Here is a 19,390-nt window from a genome sequence, read left to right on the forward strand (position 1 = left end):
GACGTGCCGCGCGGCCGGCTGAGGGTGTATCTGGGCGCGGCGCCCGGAGTCGGCAAGACCTTCGCGATGCTCGGCGAGGGCCGCCGGGCGAAGGAGCGCGGCCGGGACGTGGTCGTGGGGATCGTCGAGACCCACGGCCGCGTCCAGACCGCCGCCCAGCTGGAGGACCTGGAGATCGTCCCGCGGAAGTCCATGGAGTACCGGGGCGGCGCGTTCACCGAGCTCGACGTCGACGCCGTCATCGAACGCGCGCCGAAGGTGGTGCTGGTCGACGAACTGGCCCACACGAACGTGCCGGGCTCCCGCAACGCCAAACGCTGGCAGGACGTCGAGGAGATCCTGGACGCCGGCATCCACGTGGTCACCACGGTCAACGTGCAGCACCTGGAGTCGCTGAACGACGTCGTCCACGAGATCACCGGCGTGCCCCAGCTGGAGACGGTGCCCGACGAGATGGTCCGGCAGGCCGACCAGATCGAGCTGGTCGACATGTCGCCCGACGCGCTGCGGCGGCGCATGGCCCACGGCAACATCTACGCGCCGGAGAAGATCGACGCCGCGTTGTCGAACTACTTCCGGGTCGGCAACCTGACCGCCCTGCGGGAACTGGCGCTGCTCTGGGTGGCCGGGAAGGTCGACGAGCAGCTCGACCGCTACCGCTTCGAGCACGGCATCCGCACCACGTGGGAGGCCCGGGAGCGGGTGGTGGTGGCCCTGACGGGCGGCCCGGAGGGCGACACGCTGATCCGGCGGGCGGCCCGGATCGCCGACCGCAGCAAGGGCGCCGACCTGCTGGCCCTGCACGTGATCAGCGCCGACGGCCTGACCGGCGGCGACCCGGCCAACCTGGCCCGGCAGCGGACCCTGACCGAGTCGCTCGGCGGCACCTACCACCAGGTCGTCGGCGACGACATCCCCACGGCGCTGCTCGACTTCGCCAGCGGCGTCAACGCGACCCAGCTGGTGCTGGGGGCGTCGCGGCGCGGCCGGTTCGCGCAGATCCTCTCGCGCGGCGTGGGGGTCGAGACCACGGCGCAGTCGGGCTCGATCGACGTCCACATGATCACCCACGCGGAGGCGAAGCAGGGCCGCGCCCGCCGCCAGCGCTCGCGGGCCGCCCTGACGCGGCGGCGGCGGATCACCGGCTGGATCCTGGCGCTGGCCGGCATGCCCGCCCTGGCGGGCGTGCTGCTGCCGTTCCGCGCCGAGTTGTCGCTGCCGAGCGAGATCCTCTTCTTCCTGATGCTGACGGTCGGCGTGGCCCTGGCGGGCGGCATGTGGCCCGCCGTCACCGCCGCCGTCGGCGGCTCCCTGCTGCTCAACTACTTCTTCACCCCGCCCCTGTACGAGTTCACGATCAACGACCCGGAGAACCTGTTCGCCCTGGTCGTCTTCGTGCTCGTCGCGGCGGCCGTGGCCGCGATCGTCGACCTGGCCGCCCGGCGGACCCGGCAGGCGGCCCAGGCCAGCGCGAACGCCGAGATCCTGTCGGCCCTGGCCGGGCACGTGCTGCGCGGCGAGTCGGCGCTGCCGTCGCTGCTGGCCCGGCTGCGCGAGACCTTCGGCCTGACGTCGGTGACCCTGCTGGAACGGGCCGCCGAGACGAAGGCGTGGCACATCATCGCCACCACGGGCGGCCCGCCGTGCGTGAAACCGTCGACCGGCGACACCGATGTGATCATCGACGACGACCTGGTGCTGGCCGCGCGGGGAGCGCCGCTCGACGCGTCCGACCGCCGGGTGCTGGAGGCGTTCGCGGCCGAGATCGCGGTCGCGCTGCGCCAGCAGCGCCTGGCCGAGGCCGCCGAGAAGGCCAAGCCGCTGGCGGCGGCCGACAAGATGCGCACCGCCCTGCTGGCGGCGGTCAGCCACGACCTGCGCACCCCGCTGGCCTCGGCGAAGGCGGCGGTGGAGTCGCTGCGCAGCGTGGAGATCGTCTGGTCGCCCGGCGACCGCGCCGAACTGCTGGCCACCGCCGACGAGTCGCTGGTGAAGCTCGACCGCCTGGTGGCCAACCTGCTCGACATGAGCCGCCTGCAGGCGGGCGTGCTGGGCGTGACCCTGGAGCCGCTGGCCCTCTACGAGATCGTGCCGCGCGCGATCGACGACCTGGGCGCCCGCATCGAGACCACCGTCCCCTACGACCTGCCGGACGTCGTCGCCGACGCCGCCCTGCTGGAGCGGGTGCTGGTCAACGTGATGGGCAACGCCGTCCGCTACAGCCCGGCCGTGCTGGTCACGGCGAGCTCCGTCGGCGACCAGGTGGAGGTCCGGGTGATCGACCGGGGGCCCGGCATCCCGCCCGACGCGCACGACCGCGTCTTCCAGCCGTTCCAGCGGCTGGGCGACCGCGACAACCACACCGGGGTCGGCCTGGGGTTGGCCCTGTCACGGGGGCTGACCGAGGCGATGGGCGGCACGCTCACCCCGGAGGAGACCCCCGGCGGGGGCCTCACCATGGTCCTGCGCCTGCCGGCCCGTCAGGGCAGGTGGCCGCAGTCGGGCTCGCCGATGTAGACGTTCACGCCCCACCGGCCGGAGACCTCGTTGGTCTTCACGTAGTAGAGCTTGTAGTCGGGGGTGCGCATGCGCGCCTCGACGTAGATCTCGTCGCCCGCCAGGTCCTCGTTGAGGAGCTGGGAGTCGATCACGCGGGTCCACAGGTTCGAGTGGGCCTGGCAGACCTTCTGGGTGTCGTCGCCGTCGGGCCAGTCGGCGCCCTTGATGGTGACGTAGTCGATGCGGTCGCCCTCGGCACGCGGGGTGCACTGGACGGTGATCACCGTGTCGTGCTCGGTGTCCTTCGGGCTGATCGTGAGCGTGCACTTGGCCGTCGCGGCCGCCTCGGCGTGCGGGACGACCACCAGGCATAACGCCAGTGTGCTGAGCAGGGCGATGACACGTTTCATGTCGGGACTCCATGGGTTGGAACGGTCCCTCAATGGGAGCAACCGCACCGCCGTCGCGGCGAGCGCCACTGCGGCGACGGAACGGGCGGCCAGCGGCCCGGTGAACCTTACATCTCTTACCTCGGCCTTTTCTCGCCGTGGTTGACGTTGTCAGCGCGCTGATAGAAAGTTTCCAACCCACGGCGAAATTTTTCGAAGGAGCGAAGGAGCCACCCCATGCTCTTACGAACCCTGCTGGCCGCCACCCTCGTCTTCACGACGCTGGTGGCGCCCGCGCAGGCCCATGACGTGTCGTCGGGCTCGTACATCAAGAGCGGCCCGGGCCACGGCCGGTTCCCGCTGGTCGCGGGCGGCAAGGCCGCGGCGATCCACGTCAGCCAGGCCGACTTCGCGGGCGTGACCCGGGCCGTCGGCGACCTCCAGACCGACCTGGAGAAGGTCACCGGCGTCAAACCGGTCGTCTCCACCGCCGCGCCCACCCGGGGCGAGGTCGTCATCGTCGGCACGCTCGGGCGCAGCCCGCTGATCGACCAGCTGGTCGCGCGGGGCAAGCTCGACGTGTCGGGCATCCGGGGCAAGTGGGAGACCACGATCGAGCAGGTCGTCTCCGATCCGCTGCCGGGTGTGCGGAGCGCGTTCGTGATCGTCGGCAGCGACCAGCGCGGCACCATCTTCGGGGTCTACGACGTCTCCAAGGAGATCGGGGTCTCGCCCTGGTACTGGTGGGACGACGTGCCCGTACAGAAGAAGAACACGCTCTACGTCGAACCGGGGCGGCACACCCAGGGCACCCCGGCGGTCAAGTACCGGGGCGTCTTCATCAACGACGAGAACCCCGCGCTCGGCACGTGGGGACCGGAGTTCTTCGGACCGGGCCTGGCCCCGGGCTATCCGGGCGGGTTCAACCGGCACCTCTACGCGAAGGTCTTCGAGACCATGCTCCGGCTGAAGGCCAACTACCTGTGGCCCGCCGTCTGGGGCCGCGCGTTCGCCGAGGACGACCCGGACAACCACGCGACGGCGAAGGCGTACGGCATCGTCATGGGCACCTCCCACGAGGCGCCGATGATGCGCGGCATCGAGGAGTGGAACCGGCATCCGAACGCCTACGGAGGCACGGGCGAGTGGAGCTTCCGCCGCAACCGTGAAGCCGTCAAGGAGTACTGGCACGACGGCATCCGGCGCATGAAGAACGAGGACTTCGAGGGCGTGATCACCCTCGGCATGCGCGGCAACGGCGACGTCAGCCTGCCCGACGGCGACGGCATCGACCTGATGACCGACATCGTGAACACCCAGCGCGAGATCCTGGCCGGTGAGGGCATGACCGGCGCGCCGCAGGTGTGGACGCTCTACAAGGAGGTCCAGCGTTACTGGGACCGCGGCATGCGGGTGCCCGACGACGTGACGGTCGTCTTCACCGACGACAACTGGGGCAACATGCGCAAGCTGCCCGACCGGAGCGCACCGCCCCGGGCCGGCGGCTACGGCCTCTACTACCACTACGACTACGTGGGCGGCGGCCGCAACTACAAGTGGGTCGACACCAACCAGCTGCCGAACATCTGGGAGCAGCTCAACCTGTCGTACACCTATGGCGTCGACCGCCTGTGGGTGGTGAACGTCGGCGACTTCAAGAACGAGGAGCTGCCGACGCAGTTCTTCCTCGACTACGCCTGGAAGCCGATCCCGCTGGAGAAGATCACCGACTGGGAGCGCGGCTACGCCGCCCAGAACTTCGGCGCCGGCCAGTCGCGCGAGATCGCCGAGGTGCTGCACGACTACGCGGCCCTGCAGTCGCGCCGCAAGCCGGAACTGCTCAACCGGCTGATCAGCCTCGACCCGGCCAAGGACCTGTCGACCGACTCGACGGCCGTGGTCTACGACGACCAGGCCAGCCCCTACAGCCTGACCAACTACCGGGAGGCCGAACGCGTCACCGCCGAGTGGGCGGAACTGTCGGCCCGCGCCGAGAAGATCGCGAGACGGCTGCCGCAGAACACCCAGGACGCCTACTTCCAGCTGGTGCTCTACCAGGTGAAGGCGACCGCGAACCTCTACGCGCTCCGGCTGGCCCAGTTCACCAACATCCGCTACGCCGAGCAGGGCCGGGCCGCCACCAACGACCTGGCCGACGTCGCCGAGGCCCGCTTCGCCGACGACCAGGCCATGTCCGACCACTACAACACCGGCCTCGCGGGCGGGAAGTGGAAGAACTGGCAACTCCAGCCCAAGATCGGCTACGGCGACATCGAACGCTACGGCCCCAACGCGCCCTGGCAGCAGCCCGAGCTCAACCACGTCGCGCTGCCCGACGCCTTCTACCCCGCGCTCCGGCGCATCACCGTCCCGGCCGTCGCCGAGATGGGCGTCGAACCCCCGGCGCTGCCCGAGTTCAGCCCCTACCAGAGCGCGCCCGACCAGCACATCGAGGTCTACAACAAGGGCACCGTGCCGTTCGACTACCAGATCAGGCCGTCGGTGCCGTGGTTGCGCGCCGAACCCTCACGGGGACGGCTCGACAAGCAGGTCCGCAGCACGCTGAAGGTCGACTGGTCGCGCGCCCCGCGCGGCACGACCGAGGTGCCGATCACCGTGACCGGCCCGAACGGCTCGGCTTCGGTGGTGCGGGTCGTGGTGAAGAACCCGTCGGGCCCGGTGAAGGGCTTCGTCGAGGCCGGCGGGTACGTCTCCCTCGACGCCGCCCGCCCGTCGAAGACGGTCGGCTCGTGGAAGAAGATCCCCGGCATCGGCCGCACCGGTGACGGCCTCACCCCGTGGCCGGTCACCGCGCCCCGCCAGACGCCCGGCGGGAACAGCCCCCGCCTGGAATACGACCTGCACCTGTTCACGACCGGACCGGTCAAGGTCTGGGCCTACCTGTCGCCGCGCAACAACGTGCTGCCGACCGAGGGCCTGAAGTACGCCGTCTCCGTCGACGGCGCGACCCCCCAGGTCGTCGACGTCATCGCGGCCACGGGTTCCGACGACACCCGGATGAACAAGCAGTGGGAGCGCAACACCTCCGACAACGTCAACCGGACCGTCACCACCCACACGATCACGGGCGCCGGGTCGCACACGCTCAAGTTCTGGATGGTCGACCCGACGGTCGTCGTCCAGAAGATCGTCGTGGACACCGGCGGCCTGCTGACCAGCTACCTCGGCCCGCCGCCGAGCCGCCACTTCTGAACCAGTTCACGGACCGCCGGGGCGATCTCGGCCGCGAACAGCTCGGTCCGGGCCAGGTCGTCGGACATCAGCAGGAAAGCGCTGATCCCGTAGTCGACGGTCAGCCCGGCGAGCCGTTCCGCGGCCTCCTGCGGCGGTCCCTCAACGGAGTCGCCGCCGATGTTGAGCAGCCGCCTGACGGCGCGCGGCTCGCGTCCGGCCGCCAGGGCGGCCTCGTCGATGTGCCGGTTCATCTCGGCCAGGTCGGCGGGGCCGCCCGGCAGGTAGGGCAACGACGGGAGCCATCCGTCCCCGACCCGTCCGGTCAGGGCCAGCATCTTCGGTTTGTACGCCCCCACCCAGATCCCCACGTCGTGAGCCGGGGCCGGGCCGCGCTTCGCGCCCTTCACCGGGTAGTAGGGCCCGTCCGACCGGACCCCGCCGCGCTCGTCGACCGCCCAGATCTGGCGGATGATCCCGATGCCCTCCTCCAGCGCCTCGATGCTCTGGCCGGGGGTGAGCCGCCGCCCGCCCATGGCCGCGATGGCGTCCCAGAACCCGCCCGCGCCGATGCCGAGCTCGATCCGCCCGCCGCTCAGCTGGTCGAGGCTGGCCACGCTGCGCGCCAGCACGGCGGGCTGGCGCAGCGGCAGGTTGGTCACGTTGCCGCTGAGCCTGATCCGCTCGGTCTGCGCCGCGATGTACGACATCAGCGTCCAGGTGTCGTGGAAGCGGGGCTGGTAGGGGTGGTCCTGGAAGGTGACCAGGTCGAGCCCGGCCCGTTCGGCGGCTTTGGCGTGGTCGACGGCGTGCCTGACCGGCTGGATCGCCGGGCTGACGAAGGTGCCGAACAGCAGGTCGTGCCCGTAGTCGCTCATTTCTCATCCCTGATGTTGAAGTTGTCGCGGAAGACGTTGGCCGGGTCGTGGCGGCGCTTCAGCGCCCGCAGCCGGTCGAGGGTCTCCGGCGGGAACGCGTCGGCGACCTTGCCGAGGCCCGTTTCGAAGCTGAGGTAGAGGCCGTCGAAGTGCTCGCGGCTCGCCTCCCACAACGTGTCCATCCGCCTGTCGTCGATCCCCATCGCGGTGACCTGGAAACCGGCGTCGCGGTGGGCGTAGGCGGTGGCGTCGGCCGGGACGTCGGCGACCGCCCCGCCGACCGTCCGGATCTGGAAGAAGAACACCTGCCCGCTCGCCAGCATCTTCGCCGCCGCGTCCGCGAAGGCCGGGGTGATCTCCCGGACGAACGCCGACCGCGCCACCGGCTCGCCCTGCCCGTGGTGGTCGCCGTCGCGGGCGTTGTCCATGACGTCGGCGTACGCCGCCACGACGACCTGCTGCTGGTAGAGGCCGGAGATGCCGGCGAACGGCTGGAGCTGCTCGACGATGACCTCGGGGTCGGCAGAGTCGACCATGGCCATGATCTGCGCGACGGCCGGCTGGCCACGCCGGGGCGGCCCCATGATCAGGAACGCCGTGGTGTCACGCGGGGCCGCCGACGCCACCTCGCCGAAGCGCCGCAGGAAGCCGGCCTGGTCTTCGGCGTCCATGACGAGCTGGGCCCAGCCAACGTCGGTGACCTCGTCGGCCTCGAACTCGAAGGAGGTGACGATCCCGAAGTTGGCGCCGGCGCCGCGTACCGCCCAGAAGAGCTCGGGATTCTCGTGGTCGTCGGCCCTGACCAGCGACCCGTCGGCCAGCACGATCTCGACGGCCCGCAGGCGGTCGATGGTGAGCCCGTGCTTGCGCGACAGGAAGCCGATGCCGCCCGCGGTGGCCAGCCCGCCGACCCCGACGCCGCCGTAGTCGCCCGACCCGATCGCCCATCCGTGGGGGCGCAGCGCGGCGGCGACCTCCTTCCAGCGGGCGCCCGGGCCGATCCTGACCCGCCGCGTGCCCTGGTCGAGCACCTCGATCGTGTTGAGGTGGCGCAGGTCGACGACGATCCCGCCGTCGTTGGTCGACCGGCCGCTGACGCCGTGGCCGCCGCTGCGCACGCCCAGCGGCAGAGCGGGGTGGCGGCGGGCGAAGGCCAGCGCGGCGGCGACCTCTGCGGGATCGCGCGGGAACAGCACCAGCCCGGGAGAGCCGCCGCGCAGGTAGTTCGACCTGACCCGCCCGTAGGCGGCGTCGCCCGGCTCGACGGCCGTGGCGGCCAGCGATTCGGGCACGCCGTCGTAGTCGATGCCGTCGCGCCGTCTGGCCAGCGCGGCGGCCCGCCGGACCGGCCGGTCGGAGAGGCCGCCGGGGGCGGCGGCGCGCAGGGCCGGGACCGTCTCGCGGGCGAACCGCGTCAGCACGGCCTCGTCGTCGCTCCGCACGACGATCGTGCCGAACCCGTCGTCGAGCACACTCGCCGGCACCTCGCCCGTGACGACGAGCACCCGCCGGATCTCGCGGGGGTCGCGCCCGGCCGCCAGGGCGGCCTCGTCGATCAGCTTGTTCCCGGTACGCGGGCATTCGGGCCGCTCGGGGTCGTAGGCGAAGACCCACCCGTCCGCCTGGCGGCCGGCCAGTTCCAGCACGGCAGGATCGTCGCCGGTCACCCAGACGGGCACGGCGTGCGCCGGCGCGGGCCCCGGCTCGGCCCCGTCGAGCCGGTGGTGGACGCCGTCATAACTGACCCGGGGGGCCGAGGTGTCCCAGACGGCGCGGATCACGTCGATCGCCTCGGCCAGCGCCGCGACGTCGCCCGACGTGCCGAGCGTGAGCCCGACCCGACCGCCCGACAGCAGGTCGAGCCCGGCGGCCGACCGCCCGAGCACGGCGGCGTTCCATTCGGCGAGGTCGACCCGGCCGACCAGGCCGATCCGGTCGCTCCGGCCGGCCAGCCAGGCCAACCCGGTCCACTCGGGGACCATCGCCAGGTCGTAGCCGAGCGGCTCGATCAGCTCGGTGCGGCCGGTCAGGGCGCCGAACCGCAACGCGTGGCCATAGTTCATGGGGGACTCCCTTAGGTTGATACGTCAACCAATATACGTCAAGGTTGACGCATCAACTAATCTGGGTCCCATGGCCGCTCTCACCGATCCCCAGGCCGCCGCCTGGAACAGCTACCAGCGCATGCGCGTCCGGCTCAGCGGCGTCCTCGGCCGCGAACTCGCCGCCGCCACCGGCCTGTCCGAGGCCGACTTCGAGGTCCTGGTCGCCGTCAACGAACGCCCCGACGACACGGTGCGCTCCCTCGCCCTGCGATGCGGCCTGGAATGGGAGAAGAGCCGCCTGTCCCACCAGCTCCGGCGCATGGAACAGCGCGGGCTGATCACCCGGGAGGCGTGCGAGGAGGACAGCCGCGGCTCGGCCGTCCGCCTGACGGCCCGCGGCCGCGAACTGGCCTGCGAGGCCAGGAAGCACTACGACGCGGCGGTCAAGCGCTACGTCATGGACTCGCTCACACCTGAGCAGATCGCCGCACTGACGGAGATCTCCGGCATTCTGCTCGACCGCATCGAGATCACCCACAAGTGAGCCGGGGGCCGGTCATCGTTTCCGATCTGTGACCAACCCGCCACCCTCTGCCCGCATCCAAGGATGTGACGGGGAACACAACCAGGGGGTAAAGATGAAGATCAGGGTTCTGGTCGCGCTGGCGGCGATGACCGCGTCCGTCGTGGCGGCGCCGGCCGCCGCGCAGGCCGCGCCGCATCACGGGGGCGACAGCATCCGCTACGCCTCGGCCAAGGCGTGCAAGGTGAAGAAGCAGACCGTGTTGTGCGGGAACTGGCGGCTCGTGACGCACCACGGCGAGATCATCCAGCTCAGAGACGCCCAGCTCGAAGCGCTCGACGGCAAGCGCAAGCCGGTCGGCTTCACCGCCGCGCCGGTGGCGATCAGCGGTGACGGCCAGAAGATCGTCTACTTCCGCAAGGACGGCCGCATCGCCGTGCGCACCATGGGCGGCGGGGTCACCCTGCTGCCGGCCGACACGCTGCCGAAGAACGTCGTGCAGTACAACGTGTGGTTCCGCCTGTCCGACGACGGCGCCACCCTCGCCGTCACCGACCGCCGGACGATGATCTTCGACACCAAGAAGGGCAAGCGGCTCGGCCTGCTGCCGACCAAGCGCGAGTTCATCGGCTTCAGCGGCGACGGCAAGGAGGTGCTGACCAGCGCGACCGACGAGGTCTTCCGCGTCTACGACCGGTCGGGGCACCTCCTGCGCCAGGGCCGTCCGGCCGAGGCGGTGAACGGCTGGGGCCCGAACGCGCTCCACTCCGACGCCCGGACCCTGGCCACCCTGGTCTCCGGCGACAAGATCGTGGTCTCCGACGTGGAGACCGCCCAGGTGGAGGGTGACACCCCGATCAAGCTGCCCAAGGGCGGCACCGTCGAGATGCTCGACTGGACCGGCCCCACCCAGGTCACCCTGCACGTGTCGCAGAACCTGCCGAAGATCCCGAACCGGATGACGGTCCTCCAGCACGACACGAAGACCGGCGTGACCAAGGTGCGCGACCGCTACGACATCCTCAAGGACACCTTCACCTACGCCGCCTGCGGCGGCTAACGGACCGGCTTGGCCTTGCCCAGCTGCTTGATCGTGGCCGGGTCGACGCCCGGGGGCAGGTCAGCGGCCTTCAACGGGCCGGTCCCCTTGGCGACCGCGCTGTTGCCCGAGCAGAGCCCGGTCACCAGACGGCCGCCGGACTTGCCGGCGAACACCAGATAACGGGCGCCGCGCGTGAACTTCACCCCGCACGCGGCGCTCTCGGTGTTGGTGACCACCTTCACGGTCACCTTCGGCTTTCCCTTGTACGAATGGTCGGCCCGGAACGTATAGGTGTGCTGCCGCGTGGGCGACGTGGCGGCCTTGAACCCGGTGGCCACGCCGGTGAACACGAGCGCGGAGTTCGCCACCCGCTCCTTCACCGGGACAAGGGCGCACTTGCAGGCGTAGGCGGGCACGGACGAGAAGACGAGCGTCCCCGCGGCCAGCGCGAGGACGAGGAGGAGACGACGCCACATGCCCCTGAAACGGAACCCGAGATCAATCGGTTCGCGGCACGTTTGCCCCTCGCGCGTCGGGTAGCGGCCTCCTCAGCAGCAGCCAATCGAAAGGGGCTTACATGTACGAGCCGTGGAGCTACCAGGAAGGCGTCGCCTCCGGCGCCGGGGTCAGCGTGACCGGGTTCGACGTCGAGGCCGTCGACGGCAAGATCGGCGAGGTCGACGAGCAGAGCGACGCCGTCGGCGACGCCTACATCGTCGTCGACACGGGCTTCTGGATCTTCGGCAAGAAGGTCATCATGCCCGCCAGCACGATCACCGAGATCGACCCGCAGCAGCGCAAGGTCTTCCTCGCCCGGACGAAGGAAGAGATCAAGAACGCGCCGGAGTTCGACCAGGACACCTACAAGGACCCGGCGTACCGGGAGCAGGTCGGCAACTACTACACCGGCTACAACCAGCTTCCGTGACGGGGCGAGACCCGCATCCGGCGTTCGGCGACAGGGGGTTGATCGAACGCCCGGATGCGGGTCTCCGCATGTCAGGTCACCGCTGCCAGGGAGCGGTGTCGCCCATCTTGGCGTAGTACTTCGCGAGGTGGGCCTTGACCCGGTCGACCTCGTCCTTCGGAATGTCCACGCCGCCGCGTGCGCCCTGCATGATCCCGCCGGCGGCCATCACGGCGCGCGGCACCACCTTCAGTTTTCCGTCGACGACGTCGGCGATCAGCAGCTTGTAGCTGCCGAAGTTCCCGGGGGCGTCGCCGTCGTACCAGACGTGGGCGTTCCGGTAGGCGGCGTCGGGCTCGTCCTCGGCGCCCGCCCAGTCGCGCACGCGGCTCTCGGCCGCGCTGCCGTCCCATTCCCGCGAACGGTCGGCGAGAGGCAGGTCCTGGAATCGTGTCACGGTCATCCGGTCGTCACCGTCCCATCAGTCTCTGACCCATTCACCGGTCGAGCGCCGGTAGGCCTCGGCGCCGGCCCGGTCGATGGCCGCCTTCACCGCCGCGAAGATGGCCCCCTGGATCGCGGCCGCCACGACCACCTCGCCCCATCCGTAGTCGGGCGAGGTCGCCTGGGGCGCCTCGTCCTCACCGGCGGCCAGCTTCCAGACCTGCTTGAAGATCAGGCTCGCCACCGCGCCGCCGATCATGCCGCTGAGCGCGCTCGCGCCACGCACCGCTAACTTGTTCATGCCGGTACGTGCTACCCGAGGCGCCCAGCGGTAGTCGGCCGATCACCCGGCGGGCGGGTGGGGATCGTTGCCGGGAGCGATCGTGCGCTGGTCGCGCACCTTGCCGTCGGTGCCGTGGACACGCAGTTCACCGCCGCCGTCGGCGGCGAGGATCTCGCTCGCCCTCTTGATCGCCTCGTCCTGGGTGCCGAACAGGGCGCTGGCCCGGCTGCCGCCCGGCTTGGTGACGGCCCACTGCCCGTCTTCCTGTCTCACCACGTCTCGTGAATTGGCCTGTCCTGCCATCACTGCTCCTCCGAATCGGGGTGCCCCCGCCGCTACCCCGATTCGGAGAGATCAGTTGCCCATGGCCTTGCGGATGGCGTCGCGGGCCCGGTCCATGATGGCGACGGGCGCGCCGAGCAGCATGTTCTTCTTGGCCGACTCCACGCCCGGGTGCGGGTGGGTGGGGGCCATCTTCTCTGCGGCCTTGACGCCGGCCGTCATCTTGCGCAGGCGGTCGGGGTCGCCCTCGGCCTCGAGCCGCGGGAACTCGAACCGCTCCTCGGCTTCGGCGTGCTCGATCACGTCGGTGCGCAAGGCGTCGAGGTGCTTGAGGAAGTCGGGGTTGTCGGAGCCCATCTCTTCGAGGTCCGACAGGGCCCGCTTGGCCTCGTTCTCCTCCTGGAGCCGCTGGTCGACGATGGCGTCCCCGCCCGATACGACCTTGCGGGCGTAGGGGTGCACGAGCTCCTCCTCGGCGGTCTCGTGCACGGCGAGCAGGTGGACCAACCTGCGGAAGGCCTCTTCGCGGGCGTCGCCCTCGGCCGACTCGACCTCGGCGAACAGGGTCTTGATCTGTTCGTGCTGGTGCTTCAGGAAGGTGACGACGTCGATCTGCCGGGTGTCCACGGCGGACTCCCCTCACTGGACGGACAACTCATCGCCCCTTACCCCTCTCCGGTGCCGCGATGTCCGGAAAACCTTAACTTTTGTCCTTTATGTCTGGTTGCTGGCATAGGCCGGGCCCACTCGGGCAGTGGCCACCCATGACACGGAACAGACACGGCCGGCCGCGTTCGTGGATCTACGCCGCCGTCTTCCTGGCCGTGTTCGTCCTCGGCGGCGTCGGCCTCATCATCGGCTCGGCCGCGCTGTTCTGGACCTGCCTGATCCTGCTGATCGTGCTGCTGCCGGTGGGCAAGCTGATCGGCGTCATGGACGACACCGTCATGGCCCCGACCGATCCCGAGGAGCCGGGCCACGGCTAGGCCGTCGTTTCTCCTGATCAGAGGCGGGTAGGCCGAGAACATCATGTCTGCGGGCTACGAACGAATGCTGGCCGGCCTGATCGAGAGCAGTCACCTGCGCACCGTCGACGACCTGCCGTCGCTCCTGGCCACCCACACCCCGCAGGCCGGGTTCACCCATGTCCTGATCTACCTGGTCGACCTTCAGCAGCAGGTCATGCGGCTGCTCAAGGGGCCCCAGATCGACCTGTCCGGCATACCAGAAGAGCTCGCCGTCGAAGGGACCCTGCCCGGCCTGGCCTTCCAGGAGGTGCGCACCCTCGTCCAGCGCGACGAGGCGGGCGAGCCCCTCTACTGGTGGATCCCGATCCTGAACGGCACCAGCCGGCTCGGCGTGCTGCGGGTCAGCACCGGCCGCCCCACCCTCGACCACATGTCCGCCCGCCACCTGTCGTCGGTGGTCGCCCTGCTGCTGACGAGCATGCACAGCTGCAGCGACACCTGGGCGCGCATCGTCCGCACCCGCGAGATGAACGTGGCCGCCGAGATGCAATGGCGGCTCGTCCCGCCGCTGACCTTCGCCAGCCACCGGGTGACGGTGTCGGGCATGCTCGAACCGGCCTACGAGGTGGGCGGCGACGCCTTCGACTACGCCGTCACCGGCGACATGCTGAACATCGCCGTCTTCGACGCGATGGGCCACGACGTCTCGGCCGGGCTGACCGCCAACCTGGCGATCGCGGCCTGCCGCAACAACCGCCGCCAGGGCGCGTCGCTGGCCAGGAACAGCGAGGACATCGAGGCGGTGCTCATCGAGGAGTTCGGCCGGGCGCAGCGGTTCGTCACCGCCGTCATCGGCGACCTCGACCTGCGGACCGGCCTGTTCACCTGGGTCAACCGAGGCCATCCGCCGCCCGTCCTGCTGCGCGGCGGGCGCTGGACGACCATGCTCGAATGTATGCCGGCCCACCCGATGGGCCTCGACCTGGGCCTGTCGGTCACGACGTGCCGCGAGCAGCTGGAGCCCGGCGACCGGCTGATCTTCTACACCGACGGCATCACCGAGATCCGCGACGCCTCCGGACGCGAGTTCGGCGTGCACCGGTTCGTCGACTTCGTGATCCGCAACCACCAGAGCGGGCTGCCGGTGCCCGAGACGTTGCGGCGGCTCATCCAGGCCGTGCTGGTCTACCACAAGGGCGTGCTCCGCGACGACGCCACGGTCGTCATCGTGGAATGGCGCGGCCCCGAGCCCGACCTGGAACTCGAACGCGCCGACTGGCCGATCCCGCGCACCTGACGGAAAGAGAACCGCCATGGGCCTGATCCACATCGATCTGCTCGCCACCCTCGACCTGGTCGCGCCGGCATGGCGGGCATGGACGCCCTGCTCCTCGGCCAAGGGCGCGGTGCTGCTCCGTTACAAGCTCGGCGAAGGGGTCCCGGCCGTCGGCGACATGGGCGCCCGGACGTCGTGAAGCCCGAGCGCAGATGTTCATGGTCCGTTTGACGCCTGGTTCTGCTGTGGCGGGCTGCGGGGACTTCGCTCATTCCCAGCGGGTGTATCCCCCCGCATCACGATTTTTCGGAGGTACTTGTGCCCAGCACAAGGTGGCCCGCCCCCGCCTTCGCCGCCGCGGCGGTCATCGCCATGCTCGGCGTGACGGTCCCGGCAGCCGGCGCGGCGACGTCCAATGATGTGAACCTCGGCGCCCCCTGCTCCGCCGACGTGGGCCTGCGCGGCTTCACCGACAGCCTGGACAAGAAGACGTTCGAGGGCACCCCCGTCGGGGGTCTGTCGGCCATCGCGCGGCTGCGCGACGACCGCGTCCTGGCGCTGTCGGACAACACGGGCACCGTGCCCGCCCGCGTCTACGACGTCGCCCTCTCCGGCGACGGCGCCCAGGTCGTCGACATGACGACGCTGAAGCGGCCCGACGGCACCGCCTACAACGGCACCGACTTCGACGGCGAGGGGCTCGTCGTCGAGCCGCACGGCCACACCATTCTGGCCAGCTCCGAGACCGAGCCGTCGATCCGGCGCTTCCGCCTGTCCGACGGCGTGCAGACCGCCTCCTTCGAGGTCCCGGCCCGGTTCCGGATCACCCCCGCGGGCGAGTCGCCGGTCAACCTGGCCTTCGAGGCGCTCACCACCTCGCCCGACGGCACGTCCCTGTACGCCGGCATGGAAGGCCCCCTGCTGACCGACGGCCGTGAGGCCTCGGGCGCGGGCCGCCAGCGCATCCTGCGCTACACCGGCACGCCCGGCGGCGACTACACGCCGGCCGCGCAGTACGCGTACAAGACCGACCCCAACCTCGGCCTGGTCGAGCTGGTGGCACTGGGCGACGACCAGTTCCTCGCGATGGAGCGCGGCTTCACCGCCGGCGTCGGCAACACCGTGCGCGTCTACCGGGTCACCGCCACCGGCGCCCCCGACGTCTCGGGCGTCGCGTCGTTGTCGACGCTGACCGACCCGCGCGCGTGGCTCGGCAAGAAGCTGCTGGCCGACATCGCCGACTGCCCCCCGTCGGGCGCGACGGCCAAGCAGCCGCAGCCGAACCCGCTGCTCGACAACATCGAGGGCATGGCGCTCGGCGACCGTCTCGACGACGACACCCGCGTGCTCTACCTGATCTCCGACGACAACAACAGCGCGACGCAGATCACCCGCCTGTACGAGCTGAGCGTCAACGTGCCCGACGAGGCCACGCTGCGCGACCGGGCGATCCTGTCGGCGACCGACTACCAGCCCGGCCCGGTCTCCGGCAACTTCATGCCGAAGACCCCGGTCAACGGCATCACGCCGCCGTTCCCCGGCCAGCCGATCCCCGGCTTCTCGGCGGTCATCCCGCACACCCGCGGCTCGAAGAACGCCAACCGCCTGCTCGGCATGCCCGACAACGGCTTCGGCTCGAAGGACAACTCGCCCGACTTCCTGCTGCGCGCCTACTACATCGAGCCCGACTACAAGTCGGGTGCGATCGAGGTCGGCAGCCACATCAGCTTCCGCGACCCCGACCGCAAGGTGCCGTTCCCGATCGTCAACGGCAACACCCCCGAGCGGCTGCTGACCGGCGCCGACTTCGACATCGAGTCGCTCCAGTGGGACGCGAACGGCACCCTGTGGATCGGCGACGAGTTCGGCCCCTACCTGGTGAACGTCGACAAGACCGGCAAGGTCCTGCGCGCCCCGATCCCCCTCTTCGACGGCACCAAGTCGCCCCAGTCGAACGAACTGAAGCCCGGTGAGACCCCGTCGCTGCCCGGCAGCGGCGGCTTCGAGGCCATGGCCGCCAGCGAGGACGGCTTCACCCTCTACCCGATCCTCGAGCGCGCCAAGACCGCCGACCCCGACCAGCGTCGCCGCGTCGTGTACGAGTTCGACGTCCGCGCCGGCGCCTACACCGGCAAGACCTGGACCTTCCGCGTCGACGACCCGGGCCTGTTCGTGGGCGACGCCCAGGTCCTCGACGGCAAGCGCCTGCTGCTGATCGAGCGCGACAACGGCATGGGCCAGACCTCGTTCGTCAAGAAGCTGATCGTCACCGACCTCGACAAGGCCGACGCGAACGGCGTGCTCCCCCGCCGCACCGCCGTCGACCTGATGCGCATCGCCGACCCGAAGGGCGTCTCCACCCCGGCCCGCCCGAACGAGTACGGCGTCGGAGACCTGTTCTCCTTCCCGCTCCAGTCGGTCGAGTCGGTCCTGCCCCTGTCGGGCGACCGCGTCGTCGTGGCCAACGACAACAACTTCCCCGGCAACGACGGCCGCATCCCCGGCCGCGCCGACGACACCGAAGTGATCGTCATCGACGTGCCCGGCCTGCGCGGCTGACGTCTCCGTAAGAAGGGCCCAGGCCGGGTGACCGGCCTGGGCTTTTCCATTGCACGCGTACGACAAAGATCACCGGGTAGCACTGGCGGCATGGCGTGCCGTATCAGTGAACTGGTGATCGACTGTCGCGACCCCGAGGCGCTGGCCGCGTTCTGGTGTGAGGTGCTCGGCTACGTCGTCGTCGGGCGCGAAGAAGGCTTCATCGAGATCGGCCCCGACGACGAGGGCCACCGGCCGGGGATCGTGCTCAGCGCCAGCGACGATCCGAGGTCCGGGAAGCTGCCGCTGCACATCGACGTGAGCCCGACCGACCGCGACCAGGACGCCGAGCTGGAGCGCCTGCTGGCCCTCGGCGCCAAGCCCGCCGACGTCGGCCAGACGGGCGAGGAGAGCTGGCACGTGCTGGCCGATCCCGAGGGCAACGAGTTCTGCCTACTCCGCACCCGGGTGAGCTGACCTGGCCAGCCGGACGAGGTCACGTTCGGCGAACCGGCGGTGCTCGCAGTACTCCCGCAGCACCACCCGCAGGCAGTGGCCGACCGGGTGCGACTCGACGCCCCACGTGGCGATCAGCTCCCCGGTCCGGACCTGGGCGAGGTCGTCGTCGGTGACCTTCTCGACGACCCCGCGCAGCGTCGCGGTCCGGTCGGCGAACAGGCGTACCGCCTCGGCGTAGGAGACCTCGATCGCCGTGTCGTCCACGTCGGTCGGCGGCAGGCTGAGGGGGTCGTGCGGCGCCGTCCCGCCGAGGATCAGCCGGCCGACCCAGGTGTCGACGGCGAAGGCGAGGTGCCGCAGCGTCTCGGCGAACGACCACTCGTCGTCGACCCGCTCGTGCCGGGCCGCCTCGGGCAGCCGCTCGGCCCTGGCCCGGGTCTCGGCCCAGAGACGCTCGACGGTGGCCAGCATCCGGCGGTAATCGTCGGCCGTCCGGACGGCCCGCAGCTGGACCCGCTCCGGATGCCGCCGATCGAGCTCGGCCGCCACGTAGGCGGTCACGTCGACGTCATCGACGACGACCGTGCCGGCCTCCCCGTCGAACCCGGAGATCCGCAACCCGGTCACCTGCGAACCGGCGATGCGCACGTCGGACAGGTCGCATTCGCGGAAGACCGCGCCGGTGAGATCGGACTGCCGGAAGACCGCACCGCGGAACTCACGCGTGTGGACGTACTCCATCGCGCCATTGTCCCTGGGTATGGGCGAACAGAGGGGACTTTTCCCATCCGAGGGGGCAGATCATGGCGAACCACACCACCCGCCTGCGGGAACTGCTGGCCGCGCCGGAGATCCTGGTCGCGCCGGGCGCGTACGACGGCGCCGGCGCCCGGCTGGTGCGGGAGCTGGGCTTCCGGGCGATCTACCTGAGCGGCTTCCAGACCTCGGCGAGCCTGCTGGGCCAGCCCGACGTGGGCTACCTGACGTCGACCCAGATGGAGGCCCGGGTGGCCGTGTTCGCCGAGGTCTCGGGCCTGCCGTTGATCGCCGACGCCGACACGGGCTACGGCAACCCGCTCAACGTGCGGCGGACCGTGCGGGCGTACGAGAGAGCGGGCGCGGCGGCCCTGCACATCGAGGACCAGACCTTCCCCAAACGCTGCGGCCACATGCTGGGCCGCCACGTCGTCGCCCGGGACGACATGATCCAGAAGATCAAAGCGGCCGTCGACGCCCGCGACGACCCCGACTTCGTGATCATCGCCCGCACCGACGCCCGCACCACCCTGGGCCTCGACGAGGCGATCGACCGCGGCCTGGCCTACCACGAGGCGGGCGCCGACCTGCTGTTCGTCGAGTCCCCCGAGACCGAGGACGAGATGCGGCGCATCTGCGGAGCCTTCCGGGGCGTGGTCCCCGTCTTGAGCAACCAGATCGAGGGCGGCCGAACACCCCAACTCGCGGCGGGAGAGCTGGAGGAGATGGGCTACGCCCTGGCGGTCTTCTCGCTGGGGGCGGGGTTCGCGGCGGCAGCGGGCATGCGCGACTACCTGCGGAGCCTGGCCGCCACCGGCCGGGCCCGGCCCGCGCTGACCTTCGACGAGTTCAACACCCTGATCGGCCTCGACGAGCACGACGCCCTCGAAACCCGCTACAAGACCTAGC

The 19,390-nt window shown here is 70.5% G+C and carries 20 protein-coding genes; 11 read left to right on the plus strand and 9 right to left on the minus strand.

Annotation, left to right across the window (positions count from 1 at the left end):
* The first annotated feature begins 3 nt into the window (after nt 1-3).
* On the plus strand, nt 4-2,517 hold the full coding sequence (locus AW271_RS31220; RefSeq protein WP_062341189.1) for a DUF4118 domain-containing protein: 2,514 nt from the start codon (nt 4-6) through the stop codon (nt 2,515-2,517).
* Here the strand turns inward: AW271_RS31220 and AW271_RS31225 are convergent.
* Entirely contained in the window at nt 2,481-2,909 is a 429-nt protein-coding gene (locus AW271_RS31225; RefSeq protein WP_062341190.1) for a hypothetical protein, read from the minus strand. The genes AW271_RS31220 and AW271_RS31225 overlap by 37 nt on opposite strands.
* A gap of 216 nt (nt 2,910-3,125) precedes the next feature.
* Between AW271_RS31225 and AW271_RS31230 the strand changes: the two genes are divergently transcribed.
* A complete protein-coding gene (locus tag AW271_RS31230; protein ID WP_062341191.1) occupies nt 3,126-6,101 on the plus strand; it encodes a glycosyl hydrolase 115 family protein in 2,976 nt (991 codons plus the stop codon).
* On the opposite strand, the gene AW271_RS31235 is transcribed toward AW271_RS31230, so the two are convergent.
* Together AW271_RS31235 and AW271_RS31240 are read right to left on the minus strand one after the other, a co-directional pair.
* Nucleotides 6,068-6,958, minus strand: coding sequence for an LLM class flavin-dependent oxidoreductase (locus tag AW271_RS31235; protein ID WP_062341192.1), 891 nt, complete (start codon nt 6,956-6,958; stop codon nt 6,068-6,070). The two genes, AW271_RS31230 and AW271_RS31235, sit on opposite strands and share 34 nt — an antisense overlap.
* Nucleotides 6,955-9,021, minus strand: coding sequence for an LLM class flavin-dependent oxidoreductase (locus AW271_RS31240; protein ID WP_062341193.1), 2,067 nt, complete (start codon nt 9,019-9,021; stop codon nt 6,955-6,957). The genes AW271_RS31235 and AW271_RS31240 overlap by 4 nt, the downstream gene beginning before the upstream one ends.
* 70 nt (nt 9,022-9,091) lie before the next feature.
* Here AW271_RS31240 and AW271_RS31245 point away from each other — a divergent pair, with 70 nt between their 5' ends.
* Nucleotides 9,092-9,547, plus strand: a complete 456-nt coding sequence (locus tag AW271_RS31245) for a MarR family winged helix-turn-helix transcriptional regulator (protein ID WP_062341194.1) — start codon at nt 9,092-9,094, stop codon at nt 9,545-9,547.
* Nucleotides 9,548-9,641: 94 nt separating this feature from the next.
* Nucleotides 9,642-10,586, plus strand: a complete 945-nt coding sequence (locus AW271_RS31250; protein WP_062341195.1) for a WD40 repeat domain-containing protein — start codon at nt 9,642-9,644, stop codon at nt 10,584-10,586.
* Here the strand turns inward: AW271_RS31250 and AW271_RS31255 are convergent.
* Entirely contained in the window at nt 10,583-11,044 is a 462-nt protein-coding gene (locus AW271_RS31255) for a hypothetical protein (protein ID WP_062341196.1), read from the minus strand. The two genes, AW271_RS31250 and AW271_RS31255, sit on opposite strands and share 4 nt — an antisense overlap.
* 101 nt (nt 11,045-11,145) lie before the next feature.
* On the opposite strand from AW271_RS31255, the gene AW271_RS31260 reads away from it, so the two are divergent.
* Nucleotides 11,146-11,496 (plus strand): hypothetical protein, encoded by a 351-nt coding sequence (locus AW271_RS31260; protein ID WP_062341197.1) that lies wholly within the window; start codon nt 11,146-11,148, stop codon nt 11,494-11,496.
* 76 nt (nt 11,497-11,572) lie between these two features.
* Here AW271_RS31260 and AW271_RS31265 read toward each other — a convergent pair whose 3' ends face one another.
* From AW271_RS31265 to AW271_RS31280, 4 genes are all read right to left on the minus strand, one after another.
* A complete protein-coding gene (locus AW271_RS31265) occupies nt 11,573-11,938 on the minus strand; it encodes a hypothetical protein (protein WP_062341198.1) in 366 nt (121 codons plus the stop codon).
* Nucleotides 11,939-11,956: 18 nt separating this feature from the next.
* A complete protein-coding gene (locus AW271_RS31270; protein ID WP_062341199.1) occupies nt 11,957-12,220 on the minus strand; it encodes a DUF4235 domain-containing protein in 264 nt (87 codons plus the stop codon).
* Nucleotides 12,221-12,262: 42 nt separating this feature from the next.
* On the minus strand, nt 12,263-12,475 hold the full coding sequence (locus AW271_RS31275; RefSeq protein WP_245653296.1) for a DUF2188 domain-containing protein: 213 nt from the start codon (nt 12,473-12,475) through the stop codon (nt 12,263-12,265).
* An 81-nt stretch (nt 12,476-12,556) separates the two neighbouring features.
* Entirely contained in the window at nt 12,557-13,111 is a 555-nt protein-coding gene (locus AW271_RS31280) for a hemerythrin domain-containing protein (RefSeq protein WP_062341201.1), read from the minus strand.
* 137 nt (nt 13,112-13,248) lie between these two features.
* Between AW271_RS31280 and AW271_RS31285 the strand changes: the two genes are divergently transcribed.
* From AW271_RS31285 to AW271_RS31300, 5 genes are all read left to right on the plus strand, one after another.
* Complete coding sequence (locus AW271_RS31285) at nt 13,249-13,470, plus strand: hypothetical protein (protein ID WP_062341202.1); 222 nt, start codon at nt 13,249-13,251, stop codon at nt 13,468-13,470.
* A 43-nt stretch (nt 13,471-13,513) separates the two neighbouring features.
* Nucleotides 13,514-14,749, plus strand: coding sequence for a PP2C family protein-serine/threonine phosphatase (locus AW271_RS31290; RefSeq protein ID WP_218008227.1), 1,236 nt, complete (start codon nt 13,514-13,516; stop codon nt 14,747-14,749).
* 16 nt (nt 14,750-14,765) lie between these two features.
* Nucleotides 14,766-14,927 (plus strand): hypothetical protein, encoded by a 162-nt coding sequence (locus tag AW271_RS40260; protein WP_157554813.1) that lies wholly within the window; start codon nt 14,766-14,768, stop codon nt 14,925-14,927.
* 119 nt (nt 14,928-15,046) lie between these two features.
* On the plus strand, nt 15,047-17,287 hold the full coding sequence (locus AW271_RS38045) for an esterase-like activity of phytase family protein (protein WP_063818175.1): 2,241 nt from the start codon (nt 15,047-15,049) through the stop codon (nt 17,285-17,287).
* A 90-nt stretch (nt 17,288-17,377) separates the two neighbouring features.
* The gene (locus tag AW271_RS31300) at nt 17,378-17,743 is read left to right on the plus strand and encodes a VOC family protein (RefSeq protein ID WP_062341204.1); all 366 of its coding nucleotides are present in this window, start codon (nt 17,378-17,380) and stop codon (nt 17,741-17,743) included.
* Here the strand turns inward: AW271_RS31300 and AW271_RS31305 are convergent.
* Nucleotides 17,720-18,466 (minus strand): DinB family protein, encoded by a 747-nt coding sequence (locus tag AW271_RS31305; RefSeq protein WP_062341205.1) that lies wholly within the window; start codon nt 18,464-18,466, stop codon nt 17,720-17,722. The genes AW271_RS31300 and AW271_RS31305 overlap by 24 nt on opposite strands.
* Nucleotides 18,467-18,528: 62 nt before the next feature.
* Here AW271_RS31305 and AW271_RS31310 point away from each other — a divergent pair, with 62 nt between their 5' ends.
* Complete coding sequence (locus AW271_RS31310) at nt 18,529-19,389, plus strand: isocitrate lyase/PEP mutase family protein (protein ID WP_062341206.1); 861 nt, start codon at nt 18,529-18,531, stop codon at nt 19,387-19,389.
* Nucleotide 19,390: the final 1 nt, after the last annotated feature.

The organism is Herbidospora sakaeratensis (assembly GCF_001570525.1).
Lineage (GTDB): Bacteria > Actinomycetota > Actinomycetes > Streptosporangiales > Streptosporangiaceae > Herbidospora > Herbidospora sakaeratensis.